Raw genomic sequence first — 26,870 nt, forward strand, 5'->3', positions numbered from 1 at the left:
ACTATTCACACTGTTTTGTAAAATTTAAACAGGAAGGGGCTGCAGAAAGCATAAATGTTCCTGCAGCAAAACAGAAAAATGCTTTGGACTCCTTCCAAAGCGGATTATTGGATTAAATAGCCGTATTGATGAAATGCGGGTTCGCGTTCAAATGAATCCTGGCATTCTTCGCAAATTGACTGGATGCGGACGCTCCCGTCTTCTTGAGGAAGTACCATTTCCTGCCGCTCCTCATCCGTCAAAAAGAAAAGTCCCATCCGGTCTGCTTCGATGTCCGTGATGGTGCCAATTTTTGTGCCGCAGTGCCGGCAATAGTAATGAACGGCCATCTTCCGGCCCCCTTTTTCATATCGTCCTTATATAGTATGGGCGCAACGGGAAGGGGTTATTCGTTTTTTTATAAAAACGGAAGAAATGGCCGCGGAATTTCGCGCAGATTCCCCATATTCCGCATCGATACGACTCAATTATAAAGGTTCATCACGACCGGGAACGGCTTTTCCAACCAGGCTTCGCAAGCATCGGCGCCTTTTTCAACCGCCAGCTGCATTTTCTCCCGGTCCTCTTTTGAAAAACGGCCGAGCACATAATCCGGCATATAGGCATCTCTGTCCGGCCGCCCGATACCGATGCGAATCCGGTTAAATTCCTGTGTTCCAAGATGGTGGATGATGGATTTGATTCCGTTATGGCCGCCGGCGCTTCCTTTTTGCCGCAGGCGGATTTTGCCGGGCGGAAGATCAAGGTCATCGTAGACGACGAGTAAATCTCCGGTGCCAAGGCGGTAATAATCCATGACTGCTTTGACCGACTCACCGGATAAATTCATATATGTCATCGGTTTTAAAAGCAGCACTTTCCCGCTGTTTACAGTTGTTTCTGCACACAGCCCCTTGAATTTCGACTGTTTAAAAGGGGCCTGCAGCCGTTCTGCAAGCAGATTGACCACTTCAAAACCGATATTATGCCTTGTATGTTCATATTGGGCTCCCGGATTTCCAAGCCCGACAATACATTTCATATTCACACCCCGATTGATTCATTCCTTGCTGAAATGAAATAAGCTGCTGAGGAAAACCACCTGTAGCGTTTTTAAGGGACAGCAAGACCAGGCATCATGTATACCGTGATGCCTTTTTAGCAAACAGGCAATCCGTTTCGGGCAAAAAACAAGCGCGCCCGTTTTCTTCGTGCCGGTTTCTCTATACGTAAAAACCCTATTTTAATTATCCACGAAGACAGATAAAAGTGCAAGCAGGCCGGACTACGGGCATATGACAAGTTTTTCCCGGAATGACGGGAACAATGCAAGACATGATCTTCCATGCCCTTGAAAATAAAGGAACGGAACAAGTGGCGCATTTTTGTGCCCCAATCATTTCCCCCGGCAAGCTTGCGCTGTGCTAAAGGAATGGCAAACTTTTTTAAAAATTCATGCATAATAGGTCGGGTGCATTGCTTTCTTAGCAAAGGATTTGGCATAACGGCAAAAAAAGGCGTATCCTCATACGCCTTTTTTCATAAACCCGGATGTTATGCTTCGCTTGTTTCCCGTCCTTCAAGATTTTCAGGCGTCCCTGACTCCTGCTGTTCGCCAGTGCTGATTTCTTCTTCCTGACGAGGCGGCAGAACGGAGCAAATCGTTTCCGTATCTTCATGATTGATGGTAAATCCATACTTTCCGCGGATGTCCGCAACCGTAATGTTTTCATTCACTTGCAAATTGGAAACATCCACCGTAATGGCATCAGGAATTTCATCCGGTTTTGCCGTAATCGACAATTCATGCAGTGCCTGCTGCAGCACGCCACCGTCTTTTACGCCGGCACTTTCTTCCGTAAGGACGACGCGCACAGTAGCATCGACATCTTCCGACATATTTACGGCAAGAAAATCGACATGAATGATTTTATTTTTCAAAGGATCGGTTTGTACTTCATGGACCATCACATTCCGCTGTGTCCCGTTCACATTCAAGGAAAGCACCGCATTTCTTCCGTTTTCACGCAATAATTTTTCAAACTCAGTGTCATTGACATAAACCGGTGTATTTTCCGTCTGGTAGCCGTAAACAACGCCCGGTATGTAGCCGTTTCTTCTTAACCGGCGGCTGGAAGAATGGTGTTTATCCTCTCTTTTTTTTGCTTCAAGTACCTCTGCCATAAATGTTGACCTCCTAATGTTTAAGCAAACATCAAATATATCTTTACCCTGTCATTATCCATTATAAACCTGTTTTGAAAAAATAGCTTAAAATTATCGATATAACGCAGGCTTTTCCCGATTTGCAGATTGCGCGCTCTTCTTGTGAATACTTGGACTGCTTTCTGAAATAATTTTCGCTGGAATGCTATCAAATATCGAACAGCGGGCTTACGGACTGGTCTTCATGCACACGGATAATCGCTTCACCCAAAAGCGGAGCTACAGACAATTCAACCAGTTTTTCACTTTTTCTTTCTTCCGGAATGTTAATGGAATTGGTCGCCACCAGTTCTTTAATCGGGGAATTGTTAATCCGTTCAATTGCCGGCCCGGATAAAACCGGATGTGTGCAGCTGGCGTACACTTCTTTTGCGCCGCTTTCAATCAACGCTTTTGCCGCAAGCGTAATCGTGCCTGCCGTGTCAATAATATCATCAATAATGATGCAAATTTTCCCGTCCACATTTCCAACAATATTCATCACTTCGGCCACATTCGGGCGCGGGCGGCGTTTGTCGATAATGGCGATCGGCGTTTTTAAACGTTCAGCCAGTTTGCGCGCACGGGTGACACCGCCATGGTCAGGGGAGACGACCACGATATCTTCCGCCTGAAATCCTTTATCTTCAAAATACTTTGCAATAATTGGAACGCCCATCAGGTGGTCAATCGGAATGTCAAAAAACCCTTGGATTTGCGGGGCGTGCAGATCGAGGGTAATGACCCTTGTTGCACCCGCTGTTTCGAGAAGGTTCGCCACCAGTTTTGCGGTAATCGGTTCACGTGCACGCGCTTTTCTGTCCTGCCGTGCATATCCGTAGTAAGGGATCACAAGATTAATGGTCCGCGCCGACGCCCGTTTTAAAGCATCAACCATAATTAGAAGTTCCATCATATGTTCATTGACAGGATCGCTTGTCGACTGTATCACATAAACATCGCAACCGCGGATGCTTTCTTCAATATTGATCTGGATTTCCCCATCGCTGAATTGTGAAACGGAACATTTTCCAAGTTCAACTCCGACAACGTTGGCAATTTCCCTGGCAAGTTTCGGGTTGGAGTTCAGGGTGAAAATCTTTAAATTCGGATCTAAATACTGGTTAGACATGATGGACCTCCAATTATTGTTGTTTATGTTTTAACTTCTGGACATAATTTTCCTTGTTCACCTGGCGTGCGCGCGCAATCGACAATGCTTCGCCCGGTACATCGTCTGTAATGGTCGAGCCTGCTGCAATATAAGCATTTTCCCCGACCGTAACCGGCGCAATCAGATTGGAGTTGCACCCGACAAACGCGCCGTCTTCAATAACCGTTTTAAATTTATGTTTCCCGTCATAATTCACTGTGATCGTGCCGCAGCCGATATTGACACCTGCCCCGACTTTCGCATCGCCGATGTACGTCAAATGGGATGCTTTGCTGCCCTTACCGACGGTTGATTTCTTCACTTCCACAAAATTGCCGATCTTCGCTTCATCGGAAATCGAGGAGTCCGGCCGGATATGGGCGTACGGGCCGACATGGACAGAAGCGCCAATTTCACTATTTTCCGCAACAGACTGCCTGACTTCTGTTCCGTTTCCGATCACGCAATCTGTAATGTCGGAATTCGGGCCGATTTTGCAGTCTTCCCCGATGACCGTTTTGCCGGACAGCTTTGTCCCCGGGTAGATCACCGTATCCTGCCCGATTTCAACATCCGCTTCAATGTAAGTTTGCCGAGGGTCGAGGATGGTCACACCGTTTCGCATATGGCGTTCGTTGATGCGCTTTCTCATGATCCTTTCCGCTTCCGAAAGTTGCACCCGATCATTGACACCTAACGTTTCTTCGATACTTTCTGTCTTGTAAGCCACAACTGTTTCCCCTTGCGATTTTAAAATGCCTACGACATCAGGAAGATAATATTCGCCTTGAGCATTGTCGTTTGAAACATGTTTCAATGCTTCAAAAAGCGCCCGATTGTCAAAGCAGTAAACGCCTGTATTGATTTCCTTTACCTGCTGTTCTTCGGGGCTCGCGTCTTTATGTTCGACAATTTTTTCCACGAAGCCTGCCGCATTGCGGATGATCCGTCCGTATCCGGCAGGGTCGGGGGCCGTTGCTGTTAAAATGGTCACTTTTGCCTGTTTCCGTTCGTGTTCCTCAAACAGAGCCTTTAAGGTTTCCGCCTGAAGGAGCGGCGTATCCCCGCAAACCACCAAGGTAGTCCCGTCCTTGTTGCCGAGAACCGGTTCTGCCTGCAGGACGGCATGCCCTGTGCCCAGCTGTTCTTCTTGCAGGACAAAAGCAGTTTTTCCTTCCAGGCAGGAGCGGACCTGTTCTGCACCATGCCCGATAACCGTCACAATCTTATCCGTTTCAAGCTGTAAAACTTGGTCTGCAACATGTTCAACCATGGGTTTTCCGCAAACAGGATGCAGCACTTTGTACAATTTCGACCTCATGCGAGTACCCTGGCCGGCAGCCAAGATTACAGCGAATCTGTTTGTCATTTATGATCCCCCAATAAACCTTATTATCCATAAAAAAATATATCGTAAATAAGGGCATATTTCAAGGAAAGGCAGCAAATTACAATTATTGGGAATGTTGGAGCAAGGACGGGGGGAATTGTTAGCCCTTTCTATTCATTTAAATCCCATACTTTGTTTGCATTCGAAAATAACGTTTTCAAGTCTTCCTTATTTTCCATAATGACTTTCTTGGCTATCGCGTCACTTTTATCTACAGGTTCCAGTTTTTCATTCACATAAATTTCATAGGCTTCTCCATTTTCTTGCAACCGAACCCCGTATTTATAACCGCCTGTCATGGTTGGCCAAATGATCAAATCTTCCATTTTATCTTTTTGGTCCTCACGGGAAACAGCCAGGTTCCCAGTGAAGCTTAAATAATTAGGCTTTTTCACGCTGTACGTATAGTTGCCTTTCCGCATCGCGTGCGTCCCCCATTTATTTTTCGGTACGGCTTTAACATATTTATGATATTGGATGGTCGTGATCGTGAACCAGCATAAATTCCATAATACAAACAATGTAATGACGATGATAAAAATATATTTTAATCGAAATTTCCTTTTCATAAATTCACCACCCTGTTGCCTTGTTTTTTTAATGTTTCATCGTGCGTCACAAGTATAATGGTTTTACCCTGTCTATTCAGTTGCTTTAAAATGTTTAATACAGCTTCTGCATTTTTCTTATCAAGAGAACCAGTCGGCTCATCGGCAAGGATGATATCGCATTTTTTTAACATTAATCGTGCCAGAGCTACCCTTTGTTGTTCTCCTCCAGATAAAGTAAAGACTTTTTGATTTATTTTATTTTTTATTCCGACTAACGCCAAAGCTTCTTCCATTGATAGGTTCGTTTTGCAATCTTTGCGAATCAGTTTCAGATTATCTTTGACGGTTTTATGATCAACCAATGCAAAATTTTGGAATAAGAAGCCAATCTTGGTTCTAAAATAATGCAGGTGATTCTTCTTATTTTTAATGTCAATCCCGTCAACGATAATCGTGCCGCCGTCAAATTTTTCAATTGCCCCAATCATATTTAGTAAAGTTGTCTTTCCGCATCCGCTCGGCCCGGAAACGATGACAAAATCGCCGCTTTCAATATCAAGATTGAAATTTGAAAACAAGGTTTTTTCATTGAATTTTTTTGTTAAGTTTCGTATTTGAATCATATATTTCCACCTTTTAGGATCGTTTGTATTTTTGCATTTTCCACCCTTCGTATGTTGAAGGAAATTAAAAGCAATTCTAAAATGAGAATGATGATGCCACCTGCAATCATATATCCAATGCTGCCAAGGTTTAAAACGATTGCACAAGTGGCTGCCGTTATGATGCTTAATAGTGACGTAACAAAGGTAATAAGAATCATTTTCCTGTTTTTCTGAAATAAGCTATATCCAAACACTTTTTTCAGAGCGTGTTCAATAGCGTTTACTTCATACTCCAATTTAATAATGGTATGAATAATCATTCCTTCTAATAAAAGTACTAAAATACTAAAAATAAAGTTCATAATTAAAATTCTTTTGATTAATTTCCAATTATGTTCGAATTTTTCCATGACATTTGTTTTTGATACGATCCCATTGGTCAGATGATTATTTTTCACAAAAGTATTAAATTCTTTGTCCGAGATTTTGTACATAATATCGTGTACATAAGTTAATTTTGAAATGACATTCGCTTCCTGCTCTTTTTTCAGTTGTTCTGGCGAAATATTATGGTAAATAATAATGGGATTATGAACCAGTTGACTGCCATAGAGTGCATTTTCATCAATACTGATCAGACTTGTCTTTTCGTTATAATATAGGACGCCGTAGTCATATTTTTGTTCCTCCCCCTCATAAAATTGTGTATGGCCTTTTAATTGTTCAATCAAATGAGGATTATCTTTCATTTTGACAGGGACAATAAAATAAATTTCTTTTTTCAATGGTTTGTCTCTTAATTCTGTAATTTGACTTGATAAATAGTGAAAAGCATTGCTGTTGGCTAAAATTCCCGGGTAATGTAATAGGTTTGAAATATCTGCCAATAAAGTTGCGTTGAATTTATCATAAAATTGTTTGTAGAACTTATATTGTACACTCGCACTTTTTTCCAGCGTATTATCGGAAGAACTATTGTTATCAGTAATTTTATAATCCAGTTGGGTGTAATAATAGTCACGATGACGCTCAAAAAATGGTTTTTGTTTGTAATATTGATAAGCGTCATACACCACAGCAATATTGCTGGAAATGATAATGATTGTCATGACCGTAGTTGCTAATTTTAAGACATAATTCATGGATAATAATTTTACGGACCCATGGCGTTAGAAAAAGCTTCCTTTAAATTGAAAAAATATAAATTGAAATAAATCAGGGCATTCAATATAAGTAAAATCATAAACATGAACAGGGAAAGGCGAAACATAAAGAAAACACATGTAAGTTTGGAGAGAACAAAGTAAACTAACAGAAATAATAATATATAGAAACATGTATCTATCACGATATTTTTCCAAACCATACTGCTTATTTTTTCTCCCAAAGTAAACCGGATGATATTTTCTTTTTTCTGCAACATGCAGTCATAAAAAGTTAGCAATAATATCACACTGATCACGAGCAACCATATGAGCAGGGCTTCATTCCTTAATTCGTTGCTTTTAAAACCATCTTGGGGAAAGTTGCCGGCATATTTGTCAATTAAATCGATTTTAAACTACTTAATATTTTTTTTGCTTCCAATGAGATAAAATGGATTGAAACGATCAATTCCGTTGATATTTTTCAGATGGCGAAAATGGAACACCATATCTTCAAGAAATAGGCTTTTGTATTTTTTTCAGATATGTTGAGATGACGTTTTATGTATGGCTGGACGCCGGTTGTTCCGTAAATATCAAATTCAGTAAGAAAAGTAGTACGAGGGGAACTGGTGTAAGTAAACACTTCAACATGATTACGGTTGGCGGAATCGATGATATCGTGTATCATTTCTTTCTCTGTTGTGTTCGGCTGCAAATACAGGGTCGTATGATCAAATGGGGTGTAAAAATCATTCAGATAAAAGACGTGACTTTCACTAATGATCATCATGCCTGTAAATAGCAGAAAGAAGCTGATCGTAAATTTAACCGTTTTTAAAACTACCCCTCCGTAGCAATAAATACCAACTATTCATTGTTGAACCCGAAGTTGTACGAGCTGATTCATCTATCCTTTTGTTGCGCTTGATCTTTAGGCTGCGGGGAAGGGCTTGTTGCAGACTGGCTCCGTCCAGTGTACGCTTAGAGTCTGATTGTAATGTTATCAAGCACCCGTCCATCACAACCAGAACAATAACCCGTACAGGCTCATTTATCATTTGGCTGCCTCTCCTTCTACCATATTAACATACATATGGAAATATTTAATCAGTTATGTAAAAATCCTATTCGTCCAAGGCTGCCAAATAGGTCAACGAGGGCAAAAAAGAAGAGCCTTACTGTTGAAGTAGGCTCTTGTTGCAAAAATCTATCAGGACGCGCCAGCTTCTTCAAATTCCACTTGGTCCAATTCCCCTAAACGGTGATATTCCGACAAGACTGCATCATGAATCTTACTGCGCGTACCCGAATTAATGGGATGGGCAATGTCTCTGAATTCGCCATCCGGCGTCCTTTTGCTCGGCATTGCAACAAACAAGCCATTGTTGCCATCAATCACCCGGATATCGTGAATGACAAATTCGTTGTCCATGGTAATTGATGCAATCGCCCTCATCCTGCCCTCCGTATGGACACGGCGCAGCCTTACATCCGTCACTTCCATTCTTTCACCACCTCAAAAGATTTAGGATCATCTTTATTATTCAACACCCTTTTAAAATTTCCTTCTTTTTCAGGAAAAAATTCTAAAATTTTTCATAAGGTGAAAAAATGGAAGCGCATAAAGATCACGGAATAAGCGCAATCACTTCAATTTCGACGCCGGCATTTTTCGGAAGCCTTGCCACTTCAACGCAGGAACGCGCCGGTTTATGGTCCGTAAAATAGGAGCCATAGACATCGTTTATTTTGGCAAAATCGTCCATGTTTTGAATAAAAACTGTCGTTTTGACAACCGTATCAAAAGAGGCCCCGGCTGCCTCAAGCACCGCTTTTAAATTTTCCATTACCTGGCGGGCCTGCGCTTCAATGCTGCCTTCCACAAGCGTGCCGTCCGGTCTTAGCGGAATCTGCCCCGAACTGAAAAATAAATTTCCTGCTACAACGCCCTGTGCATACGGCCCGATTGCCGCAGGCGCCTGATTTGTTGAGATGGTTTTCATTCCTTTAATCCCCTCCGAACAAGCTGACTTTTGAAAAATAATTCCCTTCCACTACTTTGATCTGCTGACTGCGGACATCGACATCCCTTAATTTCACAAGCGACACATAATCATCGACAAGCCGTTCTTTCGTGTCTTCCGATTCAACCAAAACGCCGATGCCCGAAACGGAAGCATCGAATTCTTTCAGCAAGTTGATCATGCCGTTAATCGTTCCGCCTGCTTTCATAAAATCATCGACAATTAAAACGTTTGCGCCTTCCCGCAGGCTCCTTTTCGAGAGGACCATCGTCTGGATCCGTTTCTGCGATCCGGAAACATAGTTAATGCTGACAGTCGGTCCTTCCGTCACCTTGCTGTCATTGCGGACAATCACAACCGGAACATTTAAATAAGCCGCTGTTGCCATTGCAATCGGGATTCCTTTTGTCGCGACCGTCATAATCGTGTCAATCTCCCTGTCCGCAAATGCGGTTGCCAAAAGCTTCCCGACTTTGCTGACGACCTGCGGGCTGCCGATCAGGTCTGTCATATACAAATAACCGCCCGGCAAAAGCCGGTCCGGATTCTCCATCAGCGTGCAAAGTTCGCTGATGGCCTCTTTTGCTTCCGCCCTGTCTGTGCGCGAAATAAATTTAACGCCACCCGCCGCGCCGGGAACCGTCTGCAAAGTCCCAATGCCCCTTTTCTCGAATGTTTCTTTGATAATCGTCAAATCTTCACTGATGGAAGATTTTGCAGACTGATAACGATCGGCAAAAAAACTGAGGGGAACGAGAATCCTTGGTTTTTCCAACAAATAATGTGTCATATCTACAAGACGTTCACTTCGCCGAAATTTCACGTCAAAAACCCCCGTCACAATCCGGTCTGTCAAAAATGCCGGTCCCGCTCTTCTTCGTACCAAATCGCACGGCGGCTCCGGAAACACGGATTCAATAACATTAATATACCGCATTTTTTTCTTTTTGAAAACAAAAATCCGTACAATCACTATTTTATATTTAAAATTGTTCGCGTTCTCCAATCATTCTGACAGCAAATACCTGGCCGCAAAATCCCCGGAGGCCGTTATAAATCCGCTGCAGCCGCGAATCGTGCCGCACAAGCCCGAATACTGTCGGGCCGCTTCCGCTCATTAAAACGAGATCCGCTCCGAAACGCTGCATCTGTTTTTTGATTTGCGCCACTTGCGGGTACGCCTTTAATGTGACACTTTCCAGCACATTTCCCGCATGCTTGCATATGCCGGCATAATCACGGGTATAGAGGGCAGCGATCATGCCGGGAATATCTGGATGCACCACTTCATTTAAGTCCAGTTGGCGGTAAATTTCTGCTGTCGACACGCCGATGGACGGTTTCGCCAAAATGACCCAGCAGTTTGGCGGTGCTGGCAGCTTTGTAATATTTTCTCCCCTTCCTTTTGCGAGCGCAGTGCCGCCGTATACGCAAAACGAGACATCCGACCCGATTTCGGCGCCGAGTGTTGCAAGTTCATCTAAGGAAAGGCCGAGATTCCAGAGCGTATTCAGGCCGCGGAGAGTAGCTGCCGCATCACTGCTGCCCCCCGCCAGCCCGGCAGCCACTGGAATGACTTTGTCAATCGCAATCTCGACCCCCTGCCTGACGCCGCACCGCGTTTTCAGAAGCCTTGCAGCCTGGTACGCCAAATTTCTCTCATCATCCGGCACAAACCGGTTTTGCGACACAATTTTAATCTCCTGATCGTGCCGCTCCGAGAGCTCGATATGATCTGCAAGGTCAATGGTTGTCATGACCATTTCCACCTCATGATAGCCATCCTCCCGTTTGCCAAGCACATCGAGCGATAAATTAATTTTTGCCGGTGCCTTGACCAACAACTTCAAATCCTTCACCTACTTCCAACATCCAATCCAGCCGTATTTCCTGCTTCATTTTTCTTATTCTAACATAACGCCCGGCAAATATTTACATCAAAACGCAAATTTCGTAGAACAATAAAAATCGAAAAATTGCCTCATGCATCATCCAAAATATGCAAAAGCTGCGGAAATTGCGGTAAAGCCGCCAACTTGTTCAAAGGACGAACATTCGAATATGCAAAAAGCCGGGGAAATTCCCCGGCCCGGCGCCATGCAGCAGTCGCAAAGATTGTCAGGAGTTGCCCAATTGTTTTTCCGAAGCAAGGTGCTCTTCAGCCAGTTCAATGGCACGCTTTACCATATTCCCGGCATCCCGGGCTTTGATGCCGCCCCAACCTTCTTCTTGGACGACATCATAAAAGCCGAGGTCTTTCGCCAGTTCTTCTTTAAAACGTTCAGACATAATCCCTCTTCTTCGGCCCATTAGATAAATTTCCCCCTTTGACGGGAAAGGCAAAAAAATCCCCGCCTTCCCTTTCATTTGGTTGTTATATCCCTGCATGCGCCTCTTTGTAGTATGTACGAAACAAGGTTAGAATATGAAAAAAGCAGCAGCAGGATCATTCCCGCTACCGCCTATAAAATAGAAAACAGCAAACATATGTCTGCTGCCGCTCATCAAACCTCTTGTTGTTTATCCATAAAAACAAGCTGTACTGTTTCTGTCAGGACATCTGCATAGCTGTAGGAAACACGTTCAAAAGCATTTTCCTCCTGGTCTAATTCGATGACAAAAACCGCTGGGTAAGTTTCTGCCAAAACACCGGAACGTTCAATCGTCTTTCTCCTGCCACCATTGGCTCTTAACATTAATCTTTTTCCCAAGTTTGAATCCAAGGATCTTTTAATGTCTGTTAACGTTTTTGGCATTTCGCTCCACCTCACTAGTATCAATTATAACACAGCTTGTGCTTCCAGTCAAATAAAACATATATTTTATCAGTGATCAAGCCGGTCTGTCAACCATTTTTCATTGCTTCCCTGCCGTTTTTCCAAGGTGAAGGTTTGCATGTTCCGTGCATGGGGCTGCCTTGGGGAAATGTACCACTGATCCAGGCCCATATTCTTATCAATAGGATATGCCAAATGCAATCGAATTATGTAAAATTCTGCAGCCCGGCCCATTTTTAAGGAACCGGGATGGGGCCCCGTCAGTCCTCATCCATTGGCTTATACGGCATCCCGGTCCGCAGCACGCCCTTTGTTTCCACGCCTCCCAGTCCTTTTTGCCCTGTCAGTGTATTGCGGAGCACATCCCAAACATTCACTTGTTCCATAAACGAGGTGTAACAGATCTTGGCCACAATATAGACCGGATCAAGCGCATGAATATTCACCCGGAGCGGAGAACTGGCAAAATTGGCGCCGGCCTGGATGAGCGATTCAAAATGGGACTGGCATGCGCCTGCAAAAATGACGAGCTGATCCAAATTCGGCACCTTTTTTCTTGCCTCCATCACGGTTCTGACAAAAGATTTTGAATGACGGTATGCATTTAAATCTGCTTTTTTCCCCTTTGATTTGGAATAGGCATCATGGCCGGTAATCACCAGAATATTCGGCCGGTATTGGTCAAGCAGCGCATGGATGCGAACCGGCATTTCTTTTTCGTAACAATGGACACCGTAAACTGTCACGCCGATTTTTTCATACAAGTTCATGCATTTTTTTAAATAATGGGGATCGCCGTCCAAATGCAAAACCCTTCCCGGTAGCTGGAAATAACTCAGTTCCTCTTTATAGCCATGGGTGGCCTCGTACTCGCGTTTTTCCTTCATCAGTTCGATATCTTGTTTAAACAGTTCGAATGACTGTTCTTCCAACGAACGAAATGCCTGCGTAATTTTCGATCTTTCCGCAGGGCCAAGGGTGACTAGGTCTTCAAACGGGGCATCCGCGATCAGCCGGACGTCCTCCCCGTACAAAACAGCCACTTTCCGCCCGTTCTGCTCCTGTATATCAATGACCCGGAATAAAATATCACAATTGTAAGACTTCCTTCCAACAATTGCGTTGAGCCTTGCTTCCATTGCCGTCAACTCCATTTGTATCCATCTCTCGCCTGCATAACACTATATATGCACTGCCTTCGGAAATGGTGAAAAAGCCGGGGGAAGCGCTCCCCCGGCTGATGCGACATTTAGGATGATGTGTGAAAAATGGGAAACAAGGCATTGCTTAATGCGGCAAATTCCTCGAGGCTGAGCGTTTCCCCCCTTCTTGACGGTTCAATTTTAAGCTGCTCGAGTACGGAAAGGAGTGTCTCTTTCTTGTCTTTTCCGCCGGGAAGGCCAGCAGTCAAATTATTGATCAAGGTTTTCCGCCGCTGGGCAAAGGAAGCTTTTGCCACCTGAAAAAAGAACGCTTCATCTTTAACCTCGACTTTCGGTTTGTCCCTTTTCACAAGCTTTACCACGGCGGAATCCACATTCGGCTGCGGCATAAAAACCGTTTTCGGCACAATCATCGCCACTTCCGCCGTCATATAATACTGGATGGCAATGGAAAGCGTGCCGTAGTTTTTCGTGCCGGGAACCGCCGAAATCCGGTCGGCCACTTCTTTTTGCAGCATCACGACCATGCCGCGGATCGGATACAGGCCGGTGACAAATTTTAATATGATCGGGGTCGTCACGTAATACGGCAGATTGGCGACAACCATGATATCGTTTATGCCGGCAAATTCCGTTTCCAGCACTTTTCCAACATCGGCCTTTAACACGTCTTCATAGATCACGTTTACATTCGGGTACGGCGCCAGCGTATCTTTCAGGATCGGGGCAAGCCTTTTGTCGATTTCAAAGGCCACGACTTTTTTGCTGCGGCGGGCGAGATGTTCCGTGAGCGCACCAATGCCGGGACCGATTTCAACAACGCCGGACTCTTCCGTTAAATCCGCCGTATCCGTAATATTCCGCAGAATGTTCGGGTCAATTAAAAAATTTTGGCCCAGGCTTTTTTTAAACGAAAATCCGTACCGGTTTAAAATCGCTTTTGTCCGGATGGGGGTGGCAATGTCTTTTTGCAAGTTGATTCCTCCTGTAACACTTTCATCAGAGCATCCCGGAACGTTTCTTTATCGATTTGGAACACCATCAGCCGCTTATGGAGCTGCTTGCCGTTCGTGTATCCGATTTTTAAAAGTTCCCCGATTCTTGCCCTTCTTTGTTTCGCCAGCGGGCCGGCAATCAGACCGGCAGCCATTAAATCATCCCTTGTGATGACTTCCGGCACGGCTTCCTCCATTTGATGCGCCTCCCGTAGCGCTTGCCGGATCGCCGCAGGGTGGGCATGTTCAACCCCGATTCCCCGGTCCTCGGGCGCCCGTGCCTCCTGTTTGGCCAAAAATGCGTGTTTGCAGCCGGGCACTTTTTCCGCGATCGTTTTGCGGATTTTTTCGCCGGGAAAATCAGGATCGGTGAAAATGATGGCGCCCCTTTTTTCCTGGGCAAGGCGGATTTTTTCAATCGTACTTTCCGAAATGGCCGACCCGTTTGTTTCAATCGTGTCGGCATCGAGCGCCCGCTTAATGGCCGCTGTGTCGTCTTTGCCTTCCACGACAATAACCTCTTTTAATTTTGCCATGCGGATAAAACTCGCTTTCTATGCATGATCTTTTATTCTAAACAATTTTTCTGCATTTAACATCGTCTGTTCGGCAACTTTTTCAAAAGGAATGCCTTTAATTTCCGCAATCTGCTCAGCGACCAGTTTCACATATGCCGGCTCATTGCGTTTCCCGCGGTACGGATGCGGGGCAAGATAAGGGCAGTCCGTCTCAACCAAAAGCTTTTCAAGCGGGACCTCGGCAGCTACTTCTTTCGGTTTTTTTGCATTTTTAAACGTCACCGGGCCGCCAAGTGAAATGTAGAAATTCATTTTGATGCATTCTTTCGCCGTTTCCGGGCTGCCGCTGAAACAGTGCATAATGCCGCCTGCTTCCTGTGCATTTTCCTCTTTTAAAATTTGCACACAGTCTTCTGTCGCTTCCCGGTTATGGATAATAATGGGCAAATCAAGCTTTTTGGCGAGCCGGATTTGCCGCCTGAACACTTCCTGCTGTACCTCTTTCGGCGATTTATCCCAATGATAGTCCAGCCCGATTTCGCCGATCGCCACCACTTTCGGATGATGGGCAAGAGATTCAATCCAGTCCAGGTCTTCATCTTTCATGTCAATCGCATCAACCGGGTGCCAGCCGATCGCTGCATACAGAAACGGGTATTGGTCAATCAGCGCCATCGCTTTTTGGATGGTCGGCCTGTCAAACCCGACGACCGTCATCTTTTCCACACCGGCTTCCCGTGCTCGCGCGATGGTGGCTTCTAAATCGTCTTTGAACGCTTCATCATTGATATGCACATGGGTATCAAATAACATCTTTTTCACCTCAAATTCTTCACGTTTGTTTTCACATATGATCGGGAAAAACATCTATTTTTCCTGAAAAGTAAAAGAAAAACATAGAGAGATCCGTCGAAATTTGTTCCACGTGAAACATCTCTATGTTTTTCATCTCATCTGGTCCCTTTATTTGACAATCGCGCCGAGCGGCAGGCTTTCATCAATGGTTGCCAATGACAATATGCCGTCTTTTTCGCCTGCGAGAATCATGCCTTGTGACCATTCACCGCGCAATTTGACAGGTTTCAGATTGGCCACGACAATGACTCTGCGCCCGACCAGTTCTTCCGGTTTGTAATATTCCGCAATGCCGGAAACAACCTGGCGCTGTTCATCTCCAAGGTCAAGCTGCAGTTTCAACAGTTTGTCGGCTTTTTTTACCGGCTCACAAGCGGTTACTTTTGCGACACGTAATTCCACTTTTGCGAAATCATCGATCGTGATCCCGGCTTTTGTGTCTTCCGCTTTCGCTTTTTCTTCTTTCGTTTCTTCTTTTTTCGGAGCCGCACCTTGCATTTGCGATTTGATAAACTGAATTTCTTTTTCCATATCGAGACGCGGGAAAATCGGCTTGCCTTTTTTCACAACCTTTGTGCCTTCCGGAATGCTGCCGAATAAGGACAGGCTTTCCCATGTATGCAAGCTCTCATCCGTAATGTTCAGCTGGTCAAAAATTTTCTTTGGCGTTGATGTCAAAAACGGCTGTAAAAGGATGGCGATATGGCGCAGCGACTCCGCCAAATGGACCATCACTTCGGCAAGATCCGCCCGTTTGGTTTCATCTTTTGCCAATGTCCACGGAGTTGTTTCATCAATATATTTGTTTGTACGGCTGACAAATTCCCATAAAGAAGCGAGTGCAACCGAGAACTGCATGTTTTCCATCGCATCTTCGTATTTTTTCACAGCCTCTTTATATGCGGTCACAAGCTGGATGGAATACGGATTGTGCGAACCGGCAAACGTTGGAATGACACCGTCAAAATACTGGTTCATCATCGCAATCGTACGGTTCAGCAGATTGCCCAGATCATTGGCGAGGTCAAAATTGATCCGTTCCACAAACCCTTCCGGCGTAAAAATGCCATCCGCCCCAAACGGCACTTCACGCAGCAAGTAATAGCGGAGTGCGTCGAGCCCGTACCGGTCAATCAAAGTAACCGGGTCAATGACATTCCCTTTTGATTTCGACATTTTTCCGTCTTTCATAAGGAGCCAGCCGTGTGCAAATACTTTTTTCGGCAGCGGAAGGCCAAGCGCCATCAGCATAATCGGCCAGTAAATCGTATGGAAACGAACGATTTCCTTGCCAACAAGATGGACGTCAGCCGGCCAGTATTTCCGGTAGTTCGAATCGTCATCACTACCGTAACCGAGTGCTGTAATATAGTTAGTCAGGGCATCAATCCAGACATAGATGACATGTTTCGGATCCCCGGGCACTTTTATCCCCCAGTCAAACGTTGTCCGCGATACAGCAAGATCCTCAAGCCCCGGTTTGATGAAGTTATTGATCATTTCATTTTTCCGGCTTTCCGGTTGAATGAAATCCGGATTTTCCTCATAGTATTGCAAAAGCCGGTCGACATATTTCCCCATTTTGAAAAAGTACGATTCCTCTTTTACTTTTTCTACTGGTCTGCCGCAGTCCGGGCATTTGCCGTCCACAAGCTGGCGTTCCGTGAAGAAGGATTCACAAGGCGTACAGTACCAGCCTTCGTACTCTCCCAAATAAATATCGCCTTGGTCAAGCAGCTTCTTGAAAATCTTTTCCACTGCCTTTTTGTGGCGGTCCTGGGTCGTGCGAATAAAATCATCATTGGATATTTCGAGTTTTTTCCATAGATCCTGGATGCCGGCGACAATTTCGTCGACATATTGCTGCGGTGTCACGTCTTTTTCCTTTGCTTTGCGTTGGATTTTCTGGCCGTGCTCATCCGTGCCGGTCAGGAACATGACGTCAAACCCGCGCAGCCTTTTATAACGGGCCATCGCATCGCCTGCAACGGTTGTATAGGCATGGCCGATATGTAAATTTCCGCTCGGATAATAGATCGGCGTTGTGATATAAAAAGTTTTCCGTTTCTCTTCCAAACCAGCCTCCACCTTTCGATAACATTAGACATTTCTTTTGCACATTTCGCGCGCTGCTTAGAACTTCTAAACAATAAGTATAAAACTTTTCGTGAAAATAAGCAAAAACGTGGATTTTTGAAAAAAAGGCCCATATATTCAGTATACCGCATCAAAAGGATGCCTTGCATCTTTATGGCGCCCGGTACAGCACATTATCCATTATAGACGGCATTCCGCCGGTTTAACCGGTGCAAGGGCCGTGACTTTTATCCTTGTCGAAAAATATTTTAAACAAATTTGTTTTTTTATTCCAATTTATCTTCTATAATACAATTAGATAGGTTGTATAGTTTTTGAAGATTCAGGGGTATTCGCCAGTTTTCGATAGATATAGAAGGTCAGCATTTGTGCAACCGGGTTTGGTATCAGGGTTTTGTACAGGTTCACATTTACTTTAAGGGAGGAAAGCGTTAATGAAATCAACAGGCATTGTACGGAAAGTCGACGAGCTCGGCCGTGTTGTCATTCCAATTGAATTGCGGAGAAATCTTGGCATTGCTGAAAAAGATGCATTGGAGATTTATGTCGATGATGACAAGATCATTTTGAAAAAGTACAAGCCCAATATGACCTGTCTCGTTACCGGGGAAGTCTCGGATGACAATCTCCAGCTGGCAGGCGGAAAAATTGTTTTAAGCCGTGAAGGCGCAGAATTGCTGATGCAAGAAATTAAAGAAAATTTTCATTTGGAAGATCAACCGGCTGAAAATGAACAGGCAAAAGACGAAGCAGATCCATTCGCATCCAAACCTGAGCCGGAACCGGAACCCCGCTGAAACGCGGGGTTTTTTTTTAAGCCTTGGACAGATCTTTGTTGCCAAATATCCTCCTTAGGTTTTTGACTCACAGTTCGTGATAGATTTGGTAGACTTCCCTTTTTGGCAGTTTCCGGTCTTTTGCCGCAAGCTTGATCGCTTCTTTTGCCGGCAGCTGTTTTTGCTGCATATAGGCTTCCACATGCTCCTTAACGGATAGCGCCGTCCACCAGAAATCGTCGTCTTCTTCCCCTGTTTCAGGGCTACCTTCCACAACCAGGCAGAACTCGCCGCGCACTTCATTGTTTTCGACCCATTCCACCGCTTCTTGAATCGTCCCCCGCAAAAATTCCTCAAATTTTTTCGTCAGCTCACGGCTGATGGAAATTTGTCGCTCACCCAGCACTTCCGCCATCATTTGCAGCGTATGTTTCAGCCGGTGCGGTGCTTCATACAAAATGAAAGTGGACGGAATTTTTGCGAGCCGTTCCAGTGCCGCCCGCTTTTCCTGCTTTTCCCGTGGCAGAAAACCGTAAAACGTAAACGGCTGCGGTGCAATCCCAGAAGCAATTAACGCCGTAAGCGCCGCGTTTGCGCCTGGAAGCGGCACAACAGGGATCCCTTCGCGAATGCAGGCAGTGGCAAGCTCATAACCCGGATCCGAAATGCACGGCATGCCTGCGTCGCTTACAAGGGCAATCTTTTCGCCGCGCGTGAGCCTCATGATTAAATCGCGTGTGCTCGCTTCTTTATTATGTTCGTGATGACTTACAAGCGGCGTGTGAATATCGAAGTAGCTGCACAACTTTTTGCTGTTTCGCGTATCTTCAGCAGCAATCAAATCGGCTTCTTTTAAAATGCGCACCGCCCGGAATGTCATATCTTCCAGATTGCCAATCGGGGTCGGGACCAAATAGAGAATCCCTTTATTTTTTTCATCCTGGAAACTTTGCTGCCTGTGCAAGGTCGACACCTGCCTTCTCCAAAAATCGCTCTTTTTCCCGGCGTGAAAGCTTTTTAAAAGCATATTCCGCTTTCATGGCCTCGCTTTTTGTCGCATATTCCTGAAAATACAAAAGCTTGACCGGTGTCCGCGTTCGCGTATACTTGGCGCCCCGGCCCTCGCTGTGTTCGCGGAAGCGCCGTTTTAAATCAACGGTATACCCGCCGTAAAAACTGCCGTCACAGCATAGAAGCACGTAAAAATATGATTTAGTTTTTGTTTCCATACAGCAATTCTTTCACTTCTTCCGTATATTCGCCATCCTGCCCGTACACGAACAACGGTGGGAGAATCTTTAAATCCGGTTTTCCGTCTTTTATGCCTTCCACCAGAATCGTATTCGCTTCTTTGCCTGCTTTCGGATAAACAAACCGGAGCCGTTTTGGTTCGAGACGGTGTTTTTTCATCAACGTAATCAAGTCGACCAGACGTCCCGGGCGGTGCACAAACGCCGCTTTGCCGCCCTGCTTGAGCATCCTGCTGCTGACTTTTACGACATCTTCCAATGTACAAAAAATTTCATGGCGGGCAATCGCAAAATGCTCATTTTCATTTTGAATATTCTTCGTCTGCGAAGGAAAATAAGGCGGATTGCACGTTACCACGTCAAATTTGCTGCAGCCGAGCACATCCGGCATCTCCTTCAAATCGCCGTGAATGATCCGGATCCTGTCCTCAAGCCCGTTATAAGCGACGCTTCTTTTTGCCATATCCGAGAGGCGTTCCTGAATTTCGACCCCGGTAATCTCCGCTTTCGTACGGTTGCTTAATAAAAGCGGGATTACCCCGTTCCCCGTGCACAAATCAAGCACTTTCCCTTTTTGGATCGGCAGCCATGCAAACTTTGCCAGAAGCACCGCATCCAATGAAAAAGCAAACACGGACGGGCTTTGCACAATCCTTAAATTTTCCGCAAGCAAATAATCCAATCGTTCGTCTCCTGATAATGTCACCATACCCTGTAGCCTCCAAAAACAACGGCTGCATAAAACAGCCTTCCCGGTAAAAGGAAGGCTTTTCATCTTGGACCGTTCGTTACTTCTTGTTCAAAAAGGAAAGGCAGAACAGGCAATCTTCCCCGTTGCGTGGGCTGCCGAAATGGACATTGCAAATATGGAAGCCTTCCTGATAAAGGCGGGCCAGATTGTCGTACCCTTCGCCGATATCAAGAAGCGTCTGCGGCACGCCCTTTTCCTTGATTTTCCGGACAATCTCGGCCGGTTCCTCATGCGAATCTGTGCCTTCCCCGCCGGATTCGGGCTGCAACTGGCGCCTGAAATAGTCATTCTGGATTTTCAAAATGCTGTTTTCTTCAATGACTTCCGTTAAATCCCGTTTCAGTTCCCCCAACTTTTCCTGGAGCGCCCCGATCTGCACTTCCATTTGCTGTATCGCCTCAAATAATTCTTTCCTATCCATCAGTTCTCCACCTCATTAATCCGTGGATTGAATTGACACAACATCCGCACTTAAAAATTCTTCCATCGTATACTCAATCGTACGCCCCTGGCTTTGTAATTCAATTTGCAAAACGCGTTCCAAAATGTTCAGGCCGGTCACTTTTCCGGTTCCGTAAGGCGTTTTCACCATTTCCCCGACATCCGGAAACGCTTCTTTTACCGCTTCATATTCATCATTCTCATATTTCAGGCAGCACATGAGACGTCCGCAAAGCCCAGAAATTTTCGCCGGATTTAATGACAAATTCTGGTCTTTTGCCATTTTGATCGATACCGGCTCAAAATCACCCAAAAACGTGGAACAGCATAGCATCCTGCCGCAAGGACCGATGCCGCCAAGCATTTTGGCTTCATCCCGCACCCCGATTTGGCGGAGTTCGATCCTTGTCCGGAAAATGGACGCCAAATCTTTTACGAGCTCCCGGAAATCGACACGCCCGTCAGCGGTAAAATAAAAAATAATCTTATTCCGGTCAAATGTATACTCCACATCCACCAACTTCATCTCAAGCTGGTGTTCCGCAATTTTTTTCATGCAAATCCCATACGCTTCTTTTGCTGCCGCTTTATTTTCATCCACTGTCATATGATCTTTTTGGTCGGCAATCCGGATAATTTTTTTCAGCGGCAACACGACATCATGTTCCCCAACCACTTTAGGATTTGTCACAACAAAGCCATACTCAATGCCGCGCGCAGTTTCGACGATGACGGCATCATTTTTTTTAACGGGAAAATCGCCTGGGTCGAAATAATATACTTTGCCGGCTTTTTTAAACCGGATTCCTACTACATTAAACAAAGGCCGTTCCCCCCTGCAAATTTAAAACAAGCTGTTCCATGAGCAGCTGTTGATTGACATTGGCACCCAATTTCTTTTTTGCATCAAGAATGGCTGCCAGTTTTTCAGCCAGAGAACGCGGGGAGCAGGAAAGAATATCTGCAGAAAGACGGTTTAGCTGATCGGGATAAACGACATCTTCCTGTTTTCCCAGATGGATGGAAAGAAGATCTTTATAAATCCATATCAACAGATCCAACCCGAGATCCAGTTGATTTTTTTCTTTAAAATGCCCAAACCACGCTTCCTGCAAAAAAACCATTGCGTGGGAAGGTGATTTTGAAAGGGTTGTATACAATTTTAACACGATTTTTCGGGCTTGTGCAAACCACTCATCTTTGCTTAAATCAAGCGCTTCTTCCAAGTGGCTTGTCATATGGGAAAGAAGCGGGGCCAAATCGGGGCTGACCCCGTTTTCAATCAGCTGTTTTTTCAGTATGGCGGGTGGGACCGGCTTGAATGAAACAACCTGGCAGCGGGATAAAATGGTCGGCAGGATCCGGTGCAGCTGGGTTGTCATCAGCACAGCCGTCGTACCAGGATTCGGCTCTTCCAGAAACTTCAGCAGGCTGTTGGCGGCGCCTGTTGACATTTTTTCAGCGTCTACAATCATATACAGTTTCCGTTTCGACTCCACTGCCCGTTTGGAAAACTCCTGCTGCAACGCTTTAATCTGCTCCTTCTTGATCGAAAGGCCGTCCGGTTCAACCAGATGAACGTCAGGATGGGTGCCGTGGCTGATTCTTAAGCAATTCGAACAGCTTTCGCATGGGAAAAAATCATCCACAGGCTGCAGGCAAAATAATGTTTTCGCCAGTAGCTGTGCAGCTTCTTTTTTCCCTGTGCCGCGTCCGCCTTCAAATAAATAAGCATGCGCCATCCGGCTGCGCCTGATGCTGTGTTTCAGCAAAGTTGCTGCAACAGGCTGAATACTTTCAAATGCTTCCCATGTCATGGCTTCTTCCACTCTCTTAAGTATATAAATTAATCAGCAAACCTTTTACCTCGCCGATTTTCCCCAGTATATCGAGAGCGGGCTGCTCTTTTCTGAGACAGGCGTCGGTAAGATCCGCCAGTTTTTTGTCTATGGTTTCCACTATATTCAATTTGCGGCTTTCCCCGAACCGGTCGAAGCTTTGTGACTGTTTATTTTTCATCCCGTATTCGACAGTTTGCTTCACAAATTGTTTTACAAGCGACTTGAATTTGGACAAATCTTTAAGATTGCGCGAACGGGCAAGTCGGCTGCCGGCTTCGTCAATTTGCGACAATAGCTGGTGAAATTCATTCATTTGCAGCTTTTCCCTGCTTGTGTCCATCATTTCGGCAAAATTTGTTGTGCCCGTTACCATGCTTTTTGCTTCGCGGGCCGTTTTGTCCAAACCAATACGCAAATCCTGTTGTATTTTCAATCCCTTATTCCCCCGTTAAAACTGGTGAAATTCATCTACTGGCAGGACAAATACTGTCGCGCCCCCCACTTCGATTTCGACCGGATACGGGATGTAGCTGTCGGCATTTCCGCCCATCGGTGAAACCGGGGTAATAAACTGTTCCCTCGATTTGCAATTTTCCTTAATGACCTGCAGCGCTTTATTGACACGAATTTCTTCCGTCCCAATCAGAAAAGTCGTATTGCCTGATTTTAAAAACCCGCCTGTTGATGCAAGTTTTGTCACACGAAAATTATGATCAACCATGGCTTTCATCAACCGGTTGCTGTCCTGGTCCTGTACGACTGCGACGATCAGTTTCATTTTTTCCCCTCCTGAATTTTCAACCGTATATTTATCCCTCATTATATCATCTTCCATTTACCGTTATATATGAAATTCTGCTCCTGTATGTGAATTTCCTTTTATCCGGGGAAATTTTTCCCGTAATGTCGGAAAATGGCGTCCAGCACTTTTTGCAAAGCGGTATGATATATATATTCTACCTCTTTATTGGCATCGATGGCATGTATTCTATCCGGAAACCGTTTTAACAATATTTGGAACCCTTCTCTTACCTTTCTATGGAAGTCGATGGCTTCCAGATCAAGGCGGTTTACTTCACGGTTGTGATTTTTGGCAATCCGGCTGAGGCCTGTCTCTGCTTCTACATCAAAATAGAGCGTCAAATCCGGCAGCAGCCCGCCCGTTGCAAACTGATTGATCCGGTATACTTCCTCTATCCCGATTCCTCGCGCATAGCCCTGGTACGCGAGCGAACTGTCAATAAACCGGTCACACAGGACAATGCGCCCCTGTTCTAGTGCCGGCAAGACCTTCTCTGCAAGATGCTGGCGACGGCTTGCCGCATACAGCAAAGCTTCCGTCCGCGCATCCATTTCCGTATTTTCCGGGTTCAAAATGATGTGCCGAATCTGCTCGGCAATTTTAATGCCCCCGGGTTCCCGCGTCAACACAACGGGATAGCCGTTTTCCTTTAAGTGTGCGGCAATCATCCCGGTAATGGTCGTTTTCCCCGCACCCTCCGGTCCTTCTGCTGTAATAAAAATTCCTTTCATGTTCTCTCCCTCTCTATTTATAAACTGCCAGCCTGTTTTCAAAAAACGGAGCATCCGCGTGAAACCTTGCCCCGCAAGCGCGCAGTTGTTGGATTTGGTAAATATGGGCGTCTCTAACCTGTTCACCCGGCACAAGAAGCGGCACACCGGGCGGATACGGCGTAACCATTTTTGCCGCAATCCGCCCCTTCGCTTCTGCAAATGATACCCATTCTACCTCTTTTTCTTCCATTTCATCATAAGCAAGGTGGAGTTCCGTTAACCCATGCAGGACGTCCAAGCCTGCTGTTTCCATCCGGCTATATCCGGACGCCTGTTTTTGCTCCACCCGTTTCAGCAGGGATTCATTCTCGGCTTGTGGAGATACTCCGGACAGTGCTGCTTCGATCCGCCCGGCAGCATCCTCATACGGAAAAGGCATACCGTTTTTTAAAAGCGGCAGCACAAAGACAACCCGTTGTAAATCCGCCATTTCTGTGTACACACCGGCACCTTCAAGCACGGACTGAAGTTTGAACCCGGAGAGGCCGGGAAATGTCGCCAGCAATTTCAGCGGATCCTGCCCCTCCTTTTTCTCCCATTTTAACATCTTGCTGAGCCGCGCGGAAAATTGCTCCCTTTGTGTCAGGGTATAGCAGATATCTTCACGGCTGAAATTGGCGGCATACCACCTTGCGTAATCGAGCGACATCATAATGGGATACGACGGGCTGCTCGATTGCAGTGCCGATAAATAGAATCCAAGTCTTTCAAACGGAAAATGCGGCGCACGGATATGTAAAAAAGACCCCATTGTCATAGCCGGCAGCATCTTATGGGCAGACTGGACAGCGGCATCTGCCCCCTGGTGAAGCGCCGTCTCCGGAAACGGGGAGCCAATCTGAAAATGCGCACCATGGGCTTCATCCACCAACACATAAGCGCCGTTTTGATGTGCGATGTCAGCCACAGCCCGCAAATCGTAGGTGATGCCATAATAAGTCGGATAAGTCAAAATACACGCTTTCACGTCCCGGTATTTCCTGAACGCCTGTACAAATAATCTTTCTGAAAATCCTGCCGGCATTTGGCGTTCCTTATCGATTTCAGGAAAAACAAAAACCGGATTTGCCCTGGCAAGCCTGAGGGCATGCAAAACCGATTGATGGCAGTTCCGGTCCACAAGCACACGATCCCCCGGCCGGCATACAGAAAGGATCATGGCGAGGTTGCCAACGGTGCTTCCGTTTACGAGAAAATAGCTCTTTTCACTGCCGTAATAAGCAGCCAGCAAATCCTGTGCTTCTTGAATGGCTCCTTCAGCATGGTGCAAATCATCCAGCCCGGACAATTCTGTTGCATCATATTGTAAAAAAGACGCGCTTTCTTTTAACAACGGCTCAATCAACAAGCCGTTTTTATGCCCCGGCACGTGGAACGAAACGGGATTTTTATGTTGATAGCGGCATAGCGCTTCAAATAATGGCATTCGATTTTGATCCATCTCCGTACCCCTTATCATACGGAGCCGCCTGTAAAAACCGGCCCCGAGTTTACTTATTCTATTTTACTATAAACGGGTAAAAGCGGGCAGGAAATGGGTGATTGAAGTTTTTCCGATTGTCCGAGTATCTTTTCATAGAGTAGCATTTACACGGGCAGAACAAAAAAATAACCAAGCCTGTTTTAATATGCTTGGTCATGTATACATTTTGGGCTTTGAACTGCTTTCAACTGTCGGACAAAATAGGAATAACGCGGATCTCCCGTATCGGTACGGACCATTTCCTTTTCGCAGTCACTGCAGATAAATGATGTATAAAGATGGATGCCGTTATGTTTCAATTTCTCACAAACAATGCACATTTCCGGTTCATGTCTCAGGGCACTCCGATCCATCTGCTCCACCCCCTGCTCATTATAATTGCCATCATTTCCGCGGACTATTCACAATCAAAGAGATTTTTTCAAATGTTGCAACGAGAAAGCGAAATGATGTATGGTATCGTATGCCGGTTTTTCAGGTGTGTGTATGTCTCAAAAGAACGCGATAAGAAAGAGCTTGCTGACAAATTGGGTACAAACTCAGAATCGGATTCGTTCAGCAAACCTTAACGAAGACGGGCTTTATGTGAAGGAAGAGACTCGTTTTTGTTTGCTTCCTTGACGTAGATGCGCTCTAAGTGAAGGAAGATCTTCGTTTTTGTTTGCTTCCTTAACGTAGACGCGCTCTAGGTAAAGAAAGACCTTCGTTTTTCCGCGCTTTCTTAACGTAGACACACTCTATGTGAAGGAAGACCTTCGTTTTTGTTTGCTTCCTTAACATAGAGGGGCTCTATGTAAAGAAAGGCCTTCGTTTTTCGACGCTTCCTTAACGTAGACGGGCTCTATGTTCAATTTACTTTTTGCACTTTTTGAGATGTTTTCTTAATTCCTTTCGTTACTCTAAAAATTCCCGTTCCTGTACGTAATATCATATCCATGGGAAACCTCTCTCTAGATGTTCATTTCAAGGTGTACATTTAGATAATAGAGTGTCTTCCCATTTTTTCACTTATCTGCCCCTCCGAGTAAAATTTTACATATACTCGGCATTTATCTTCCCTTATCGTTGGGCTACGTCCTTCATACGATTGAAGCGAGGATGGTAAAAGAAATAAAAAAACCACAGACCATTTGTCTGCGGTTCTCTTTTGGCCCGGCAACGTCCTACTCTCGCAGGGGGAAACCCCCAACTACCATCGGCGCTGGAAAGCTTAACTTCCGTGTTCGGGATGGGAACGGGTGTGACCTTTCCGCCATTATCACCGGACCTGTATAATTTTTGGGATGTGTTCCC

At 45.4% G+C, this 26,870-nt stretch carries 31 protein-coding genes and 1 rRNA gene; 1 reads left to right on the forward strand and 31 read right to left on the reverse strand.

What is annotated here, in order from left to right; translation table 11 throughout:
• Positions 1 to 104: 104 nt before the first annotated feature.
• The 19 genes from ABR335_RS00290 to metG all read right to left on the reverse strand — a co-directional run bounded on the left by ABR335_RS00290 (position 105) and on the right by metG (position 17,439).
• Positions 105 to 329: an anti-sigma-F factor Fin family protein gene (locus tag ABR335_RS00290; RefSeq protein ID WP_014096567.1), complete on the reverse strand. Its 225-nt coding sequence runs from the start codon at positions 327 to 329 to the stop codon at positions 105 to 107.
• A 134-nt stretch (positions 330 to 463) separates the two neighbouring features.
• On the reverse strand, positions 464 to 1,021 hold the full coding sequence (pth, locus tag ABR335_RS00295; protein WP_014096568.1) for an aminoacyl-tRNA hydrolase: 558 nt from the start codon (positions 1,019 to 1,021) through the stop codon (positions 464 to 466).
• A 512-nt stretch (positions 1,022 to 1,533) separates the two neighbouring features.
• Positions 1,534 to 2,163: a 50S ribosomal protein L25/general stress protein Ctc gene (locus ABR335_RS00300; RefSeq protein ID WP_014096569.1), complete on the reverse strand. Its 630-nt coding sequence runs from the start codon at positions 2,161 to 2,163 to the stop codon at positions 1,534 to 1,536.
• 190 nt (positions 2,164 to 2,353) lie between these two features.
• Entirely contained in the window at positions 2,354 to 3,316 is a 963-nt protein-coding gene (locus tag ABR335_RS00305) for a ribose-phosphate diphosphokinase (protein WP_014096570.1), read from the reverse strand.
• A gap of 13 nt (positions 3,317 to 3,329) precedes the next feature.
• Positions 3,330 to 4,706, reverse strand: coding sequence for a bifunctional UDP-N-acetylglucosamine diphosphorylase/glucosamine-1-phosphate N-acetyltransferase GlmU (glmU, locus tag ABR335_RS00310; protein WP_104851060.1), 1,377 nt, complete (start codon positions 4,704 to 4,706; stop codon positions 3,330 to 3,332).
• Positions 4,707 to 4,837: 131 nt separating this feature from the next.
• On the reverse strand, positions 4,838 to 5,296 hold the full coding sequence (locus ABR335_RS00315; protein ID WP_014096572.1) for a hypothetical protein: 459 nt from the start codon (positions 5,294 to 5,296) through the stop codon (positions 4,838 to 4,840).
• Positions 5,293 to 5,901, reverse strand: a complete 609-nt coding sequence (locus ABR335_RS00320; protein ID WP_061565045.1) for an ATP-binding cassette domain-containing protein — start codon at positions 5,899 to 5,901, stop codon at positions 5,293 to 5,295. Before ABR335_RS00320 ends, ABR335_RS00315 begins: the two co-directional genes overlap by 4 nt.
• Positions 5,898 to 6,992, reverse strand: a complete 1,095-nt coding sequence (locus ABR335_RS00325; protein WP_026104554.1) for a DUF1430 domain-containing protein — start codon at positions 6,990 to 6,992, stop codon at positions 5,898 to 5,900. The genes ABR335_RS00320 and ABR335_RS00325 overlap by 4 nt, the downstream gene beginning before the upstream one ends.
• Before the next feature lie 1,249 nt (positions 6,993 to 8,241).
• Positions 8,242 to 8,535, reverse strand: a complete 294-nt coding sequence (gene spoVG, locus ABR335_RS00330; protein ID WP_014096576.1) for a septation regulator SpoVG — start codon at positions 8,533 to 8,535, stop codon at positions 8,242 to 8,244.
• 124 nt (positions 8,536 to 8,659) lie between these two features.
• Complete coding sequence (locus ABR335_RS00335; protein WP_014096577.1) at positions 8,660 to 9,034, reverse strand: RidA family protein; 375 nt, start codon at positions 9,032 to 9,034, stop codon at positions 8,660 to 8,662.
• Positions 9,035 to 9,038: 4 nt separating this feature from the next.
• On the reverse strand, positions 9,039 to 9,878 hold the full coding sequence (gene purR, locus ABR335_RS00340) for a pur operon repressor (protein WP_035183040.1): 840 nt from the start codon (positions 9,876 to 9,878) through the stop codon (positions 9,039 to 9,041).
• A gap of 160 nt (positions 9,879 to 10,038) precedes the next feature.
• Positions 10,039 to 10,905 carry a 4-(cytidine 5'-diphospho)-2-C-methyl-D-erythritol kinase gene (gene ispE / locus ABR335_RS00345; protein WP_014096579.1) on the reverse strand — a complete coding sequence of 289 codons (867 nt, stop codon included), beginning with the start codon at positions 10,903 to 10,905 and terminating at the stop codon, positions 10,039 to 10,041.
• A 268-nt stretch (positions 10,906 to 11,173) separates the two neighbouring features.
• Positions 11,174 to 11,365 carry a small, acid-soluble spore protein, alpha/beta type gene (locus ABR335_RS00350; RefSeq protein WP_350346396.1) on the reverse strand — a complete coding sequence of 64 codons (192 nt, stop codon included), beginning with the start codon at positions 11,363 to 11,365 and terminating at the stop codon, positions 11,174 to 11,176.
• 194 nt (positions 11,366 to 11,559) lie between these two features.
• Positions 11,560 to 11,811 (reverse strand): biofilm formation stimulator Veg, encoded by a 252-nt coding sequence (gene veg / locus ABR335_RS00355; protein ID WP_013857992.1) that lies wholly within the window; start codon positions 11,809 to 11,811, stop codon positions 11,560 to 11,562.
• A gap of 281 nt (positions 11,812 to 12,092) precedes the next feature.
• A complete protein-coding gene (gene yabG / locus ABR335_RS00360; protein ID WP_014096581.1) occupies positions 12,093 to 12,971 on the reverse strand; it encodes a sporulation peptidase YabG in 879 nt (292 codons plus the stop codon).
• A gap of 110 nt (positions 12,972 to 13,081) precedes the next feature.
• Positions 13,082 to 13,969, reverse strand: coding sequence for a 16S rRNA (adenine(1518)-N(6)/adenine(1519)-N(6))-dimethyltransferase RsmA (rsmA, locus tag ABR335_RS00365; RefSeq protein WP_014096582.1), 888 nt, complete (start codon positions 13,967 to 13,969; stop codon positions 13,082 to 13,084).
• Positions 13,924 to 14,526: a ribonuclease M5 gene (gene rnmV, locus ABR335_RS00370; protein WP_014096583.1), complete on the reverse strand. Its 603-nt coding sequence runs from the start codon at positions 14,524 to 14,526 to the stop codon at positions 13,924 to 13,926. Before rnmV ends, rsmA begins: the two co-directional genes overlap by 46 nt.
• Positions 14,527 to 14,544: 18 nt before the next feature.
• Complete coding sequence (locus ABR335_RS00375; protein ID WP_179234116.1) at positions 14,545 to 15,321, reverse strand: TatD family hydrolase; 777 nt, start codon at positions 15,319 to 15,321, stop codon at positions 14,545 to 14,547.
• Positions 15,322 to 15,471: 150 nt separating this feature from the next.
• Positions 15,472 to 17,439, reverse strand: a complete 1,968-nt coding sequence (gene metG / locus ABR335_RS00380; RefSeq protein ID WP_260832189.1) for a methionine--tRNA ligase — start codon at positions 17,437 to 17,439, stop codon at positions 15,472 to 15,474.
• Positions 17,440 to 17,894: 455 nt separating this feature from the next.
• Here metG and ABR335_RS00385 point away from each other — a divergent pair, with 455 nt between their 5' ends.
• Positions 17,895 to 18,257 carry an AbrB/MazE/SpoVT family DNA-binding domain-containing protein gene (locus ABR335_RS00385; protein WP_017550880.1) on the forward strand — a complete coding sequence of 121 codons (363 nt, stop codon included), beginning with the start codon at positions 17,895 to 17,897 and terminating at the stop codon, positions 18,255 to 18,257.
• A 67-nt stretch (positions 18,258 to 18,324) separates the two neighbouring features.
• Here the strand turns inward: ABR335_RS00385 and rsmI are convergent, their stop codons facing one another.
• The 12 genes from rsmI to rrf form a co-directional block, all read right to left on the reverse strand.
• Positions 18,325 to 19,209 (reverse strand): 16S rRNA (cytidine(1402)-2'-O)-methyltransferase, encoded by an 885-nt coding sequence (gene rsmI, locus ABR335_RS00390; protein ID WP_014096587.1) that lies wholly within the window; start codon positions 19,207 to 19,209, stop codon positions 18,325 to 18,327.
• A complete protein-coding gene (locus ABR335_RS00395) occupies positions 19,172 to 19,465 on the reverse strand; it encodes a GIY-YIG nuclease family protein (RefSeq protein ID WP_014096588.1) in 294 nt (97 codons plus the stop codon). Before ABR335_RS00395 ends, rsmI begins: the two co-directional genes overlap by 38 nt.
• Positions 19,449 to 20,195: a tRNA1(Val) (adenine(37)-N6)-methyltransferase gene (locus ABR335_RS00400; protein WP_017550882.1), complete on the reverse strand. Its 747-nt coding sequence runs from the start codon at positions 20,193 to 20,195 to the stop codon at positions 19,449 to 19,451. Before ABR335_RS00400 ends, ABR335_RS00395 begins: the two co-directional genes overlap by 17 nt.
• A gap of 79 nt (positions 20,196 to 20,274) precedes the next feature.
• Positions 20,275 to 20,658: a DNA replication initiation control protein YabA gene (gene yabA / locus ABR335_RS00405; protein WP_014096590.1), complete on the reverse strand. Its 384-nt coding sequence runs from the start codon at positions 20,656 to 20,658 to the stop codon at positions 20,275 to 20,277.
• Between the two features lie 15 nt (positions 20,659 to 20,673).
• Complete coding sequence (locus tag ABR335_RS00410) at positions 20,674 to 21,501, reverse strand: PSP1 domain-containing protein (protein ID WP_013857981.1); 828 nt, start codon at positions 21,499 to 21,501, stop codon at positions 20,674 to 20,676.
• Positions 21,494 to 22,495 carry a DNA polymerase III subunit delta' gene (holB, locus tag ABR335_RS00415; protein WP_014096591.1) on the reverse strand — a complete coding sequence of 334 codons (1,002 nt, stop codon included), beginning with the start codon at positions 22,493 to 22,495 and terminating at the stop codon, positions 21,494 to 21,496. Before holB ends, ABR335_RS00410 begins: the two co-directional genes overlap by 8 nt.
• Before the next feature lie 16 nt (positions 22,496 to 22,511).
• Positions 22,512 to 22,952 carry a YaaR family protein gene (locus ABR335_RS00420; RefSeq protein ID WP_014096592.1) on the reverse strand — a complete coding sequence of 147 codons (441 nt, stop codon included), beginning with the start codon at positions 22,950 to 22,952 and terminating at the stop codon, positions 22,512 to 22,514.
• A 15-nt stretch (positions 22,953 to 22,967) separates the two neighbouring features.
• The gene (locus ABR335_RS00425) at positions 22,968 to 23,297 is read right to left on the reverse strand and encodes a cyclic-di-AMP receptor (protein WP_013857978.1); all 330 of its coding nucleotides are present in this window, start codon (positions 23,295 to 23,297) and stop codon (positions 22,968 to 22,970) included.
• Between the two features lie 101 nt (positions 23,298 to 23,398).
• Entirely contained in the window at positions 23,399 to 24,052 is a 654-nt protein-coding gene (gene tmk, locus ABR335_RS00430) for a dTMP kinase (RefSeq protein ID WP_350346397.1), read from the reverse strand.
• Between the two features lie 13 nt (positions 24,053 to 24,065).
• On the reverse strand, positions 24,066 to 25,535 hold the full coding sequence (locus ABR335_RS00435) for an aminotransferase class I/II-fold pyridoxal phosphate-dependent enzyme (RefSeq protein ID WP_017550884.1): 1,470 nt from the start codon (positions 25,533 to 25,535) through the stop codon (positions 24,066 to 24,068).
• Positions 25,536 to 25,717: 182 nt separating this feature from the next.
• Positions 25,718 to 25,930 carry a sigma factor G inhibitor Gin gene (locus tag ABR335_RS00440; protein ID WP_014096595.1) on the reverse strand — a complete coding sequence of 71 codons (213 nt, stop codon included), beginning with the start codon at positions 25,928 to 25,930 and terminating at the stop codon, positions 25,718 to 25,720.
• A gap of 797 nt (positions 25,931 to 26,727) precedes the next feature.
• Positions 26,728 to 26,843 (reverse strand): 5S ribosomal RNA (rrf, locus tag ABR335_RS00445).
• Positions 26,844 to 26,870 lie beyond the last annotated feature (27 nt).

It is taken from the genome of Heyndrickxia faecalis, from assembly GCF_040267745.1.
Lineage (GTDB): Bacteria > Bacillota > Bacilli > Bacillales > Bacillaceae_C > Weizmannia > Weizmannia faecalis.

Excerpts from the sequence above, each read along its gene's own strand:
- spoVG (WP_014096576.1), bottom strand. The coding sequence starts at position 8,535 with ATGGAAGTGACGGATGTAAGGCTGCGCCGTGTCCATACGGAGGGCAGG.
- ABR335_RS00315 (WP_014096572.1), bottom strand. The coding sequence starts at position 5,296 with ATGAAAAGGAAATTTCGATTAAAATATATTTTTATCATCGTCATTACA.
- yabG (WP_014096581.1), bottom strand. The coding sequence starts at position 12,971 with ATGGAAGCAAGGCTCAACGCAATTGTTGGAAGGAAGTCTTACAATTGT.
- ABR335_RS00335 (WP_014096577.1), bottom strand. The coding sequence starts at position 9,034 with ATGAAAACCATCTCAACAAATCAGGCGCCTGCGGCAATCGGGCCGTAT.
- ABR335_RS00305 (WP_014096570.1), bottom strand. The coding sequence starts at position 3,316 with ATGTCTAACCAGTATTTAGATCCGAATTTAAAGATTTTCACCCTGAAC.
- ABR335_RS00435 (WP_017550884.1), bottom strand. The coding sequence starts at position 25,535 with ATGGATCAAAATCGAATGCCATTATTTGAAGCGCTATGCCGCTATCAA.
- ABR335_RS00350 (WP_350346396.1), bottom strand. The coding sequence starts at position 11,365 with ATGGGCCGAAGAAGAGGGATTATGTCTGAACGTTTTAAAGAAGAACTG.
- ABR335_RS00400 (WP_017550882.1), bottom strand. The coding sequence starts at position 20,195 with ATGGTGACATTATCAGGAGACGAACGATTGGATTATTTGCTTGCGGAA.
- ABR335_RS00440 (WP_014096595.1), bottom strand. The coding sequence starts at position 25,930 with ATGGATCGGAGTGCCCTGAGACATGAACCGGAAATGTGCATTGTTTGT.
- rnmV (WP_014096583.1), bottom strand. The coding sequence starts at position 14,526 with ATGGCAAAATTAAAAGAGGTTATTGTCGTGGAAGGCAAAGACGACACA.
- ABR335_RS00395 (WP_014096588.1), bottom strand. The coding sequence starts at position 19,465 with ATGGAAACAAAAACTAAATCATATTTTTACGTGCTTCTATGCTGTGAC.
- ABR335_RS00320 (WP_061565045.1), bottom strand. The coding sequence starts at position 5,901 with ATGATTCAAATACGAAACTTAACAAAAAAATTCAATGAAAAAACCTTG.
- ABR335_RS00290 (WP_014096567.1), bottom strand. The coding sequence starts at position 329 with ATGGCCGTTCATTACTATTGCCGGCACTGCGGCACAAAAATTGGCACC.
- ABR335_RS00300 (WP_014096569.1), bottom strand. The coding sequence starts at position 2,163 with ATGGCAGAGGTACTTGAAGCAAAAAAAAGAGAGGATAAACACCATTCT.
- ABR335_RS00425 (WP_013857978.1), bottom strand. The coding sequence starts at position 23,297 with ATGAAACTGATCGTCGCAGTCGTACAGGACCAGGACAGCAACCGGTTG.
- ABR335_RS00325 (WP_026104554.1), bottom strand. The coding sequence starts at position 6,992 with ATGACAATCATTATCATTTCCAGCAATATTGCTGTGGTGTATGACGCT.
- ABR335_RS00375 (WP_179234116.1), bottom strand. The coding sequence starts at position 15,321 with ATGTTATTTGATACCCATGTGCATATCAATGATGAAGCGTTCAAAGAC.
- veg (WP_013857992.1), bottom strand. The coding sequence starts at position 11,811 with ATGCCAAAAACGTTAACAGACATTAAAAGATCCTTGGATTCAAACTTG.
- pth (WP_014096568.1), bottom strand. The coding sequence starts at position 1,021 with ATGAAATGTATTGTCGGGCTTGGAAATCCGGGAGCCCAATATGAACAT.
- glmU (WP_104851060.1), bottom strand. The coding sequence starts at position 4,706 with ATGACAAACAGATTCGCTGTAATCTTGGCTGCCGGCCAGGGTACTCGC.
- tmk (WP_350346397.1), bottom strand. The coding sequence starts at position 24,052 with ATGAAAGGAATTTTTATTACAGCAGAAGGACCGGAGGGTGCGGGGAAA.
- holB (WP_014096591.1), bottom strand. The coding sequence starts at position 22,495 with ATGACATGGGAAGCATTTGAAAGTATTCAGCCTGTTGCAGCAACTTTG.
- ABR335_RS00385 (WP_017550880.1), top strand. The coding sequence starts at position 17,895 with ATGAAATCAACAGGCATTGTACGGAAAGTCGACGAGCTCGGCCGTGTT.
- yabA (WP_014096590.1), bottom strand. The coding sequence starts at position 20,658 with ATGGATAGGAAAGAATTATTTGAGGCGATACAGCAAATGGAAGTGCAG.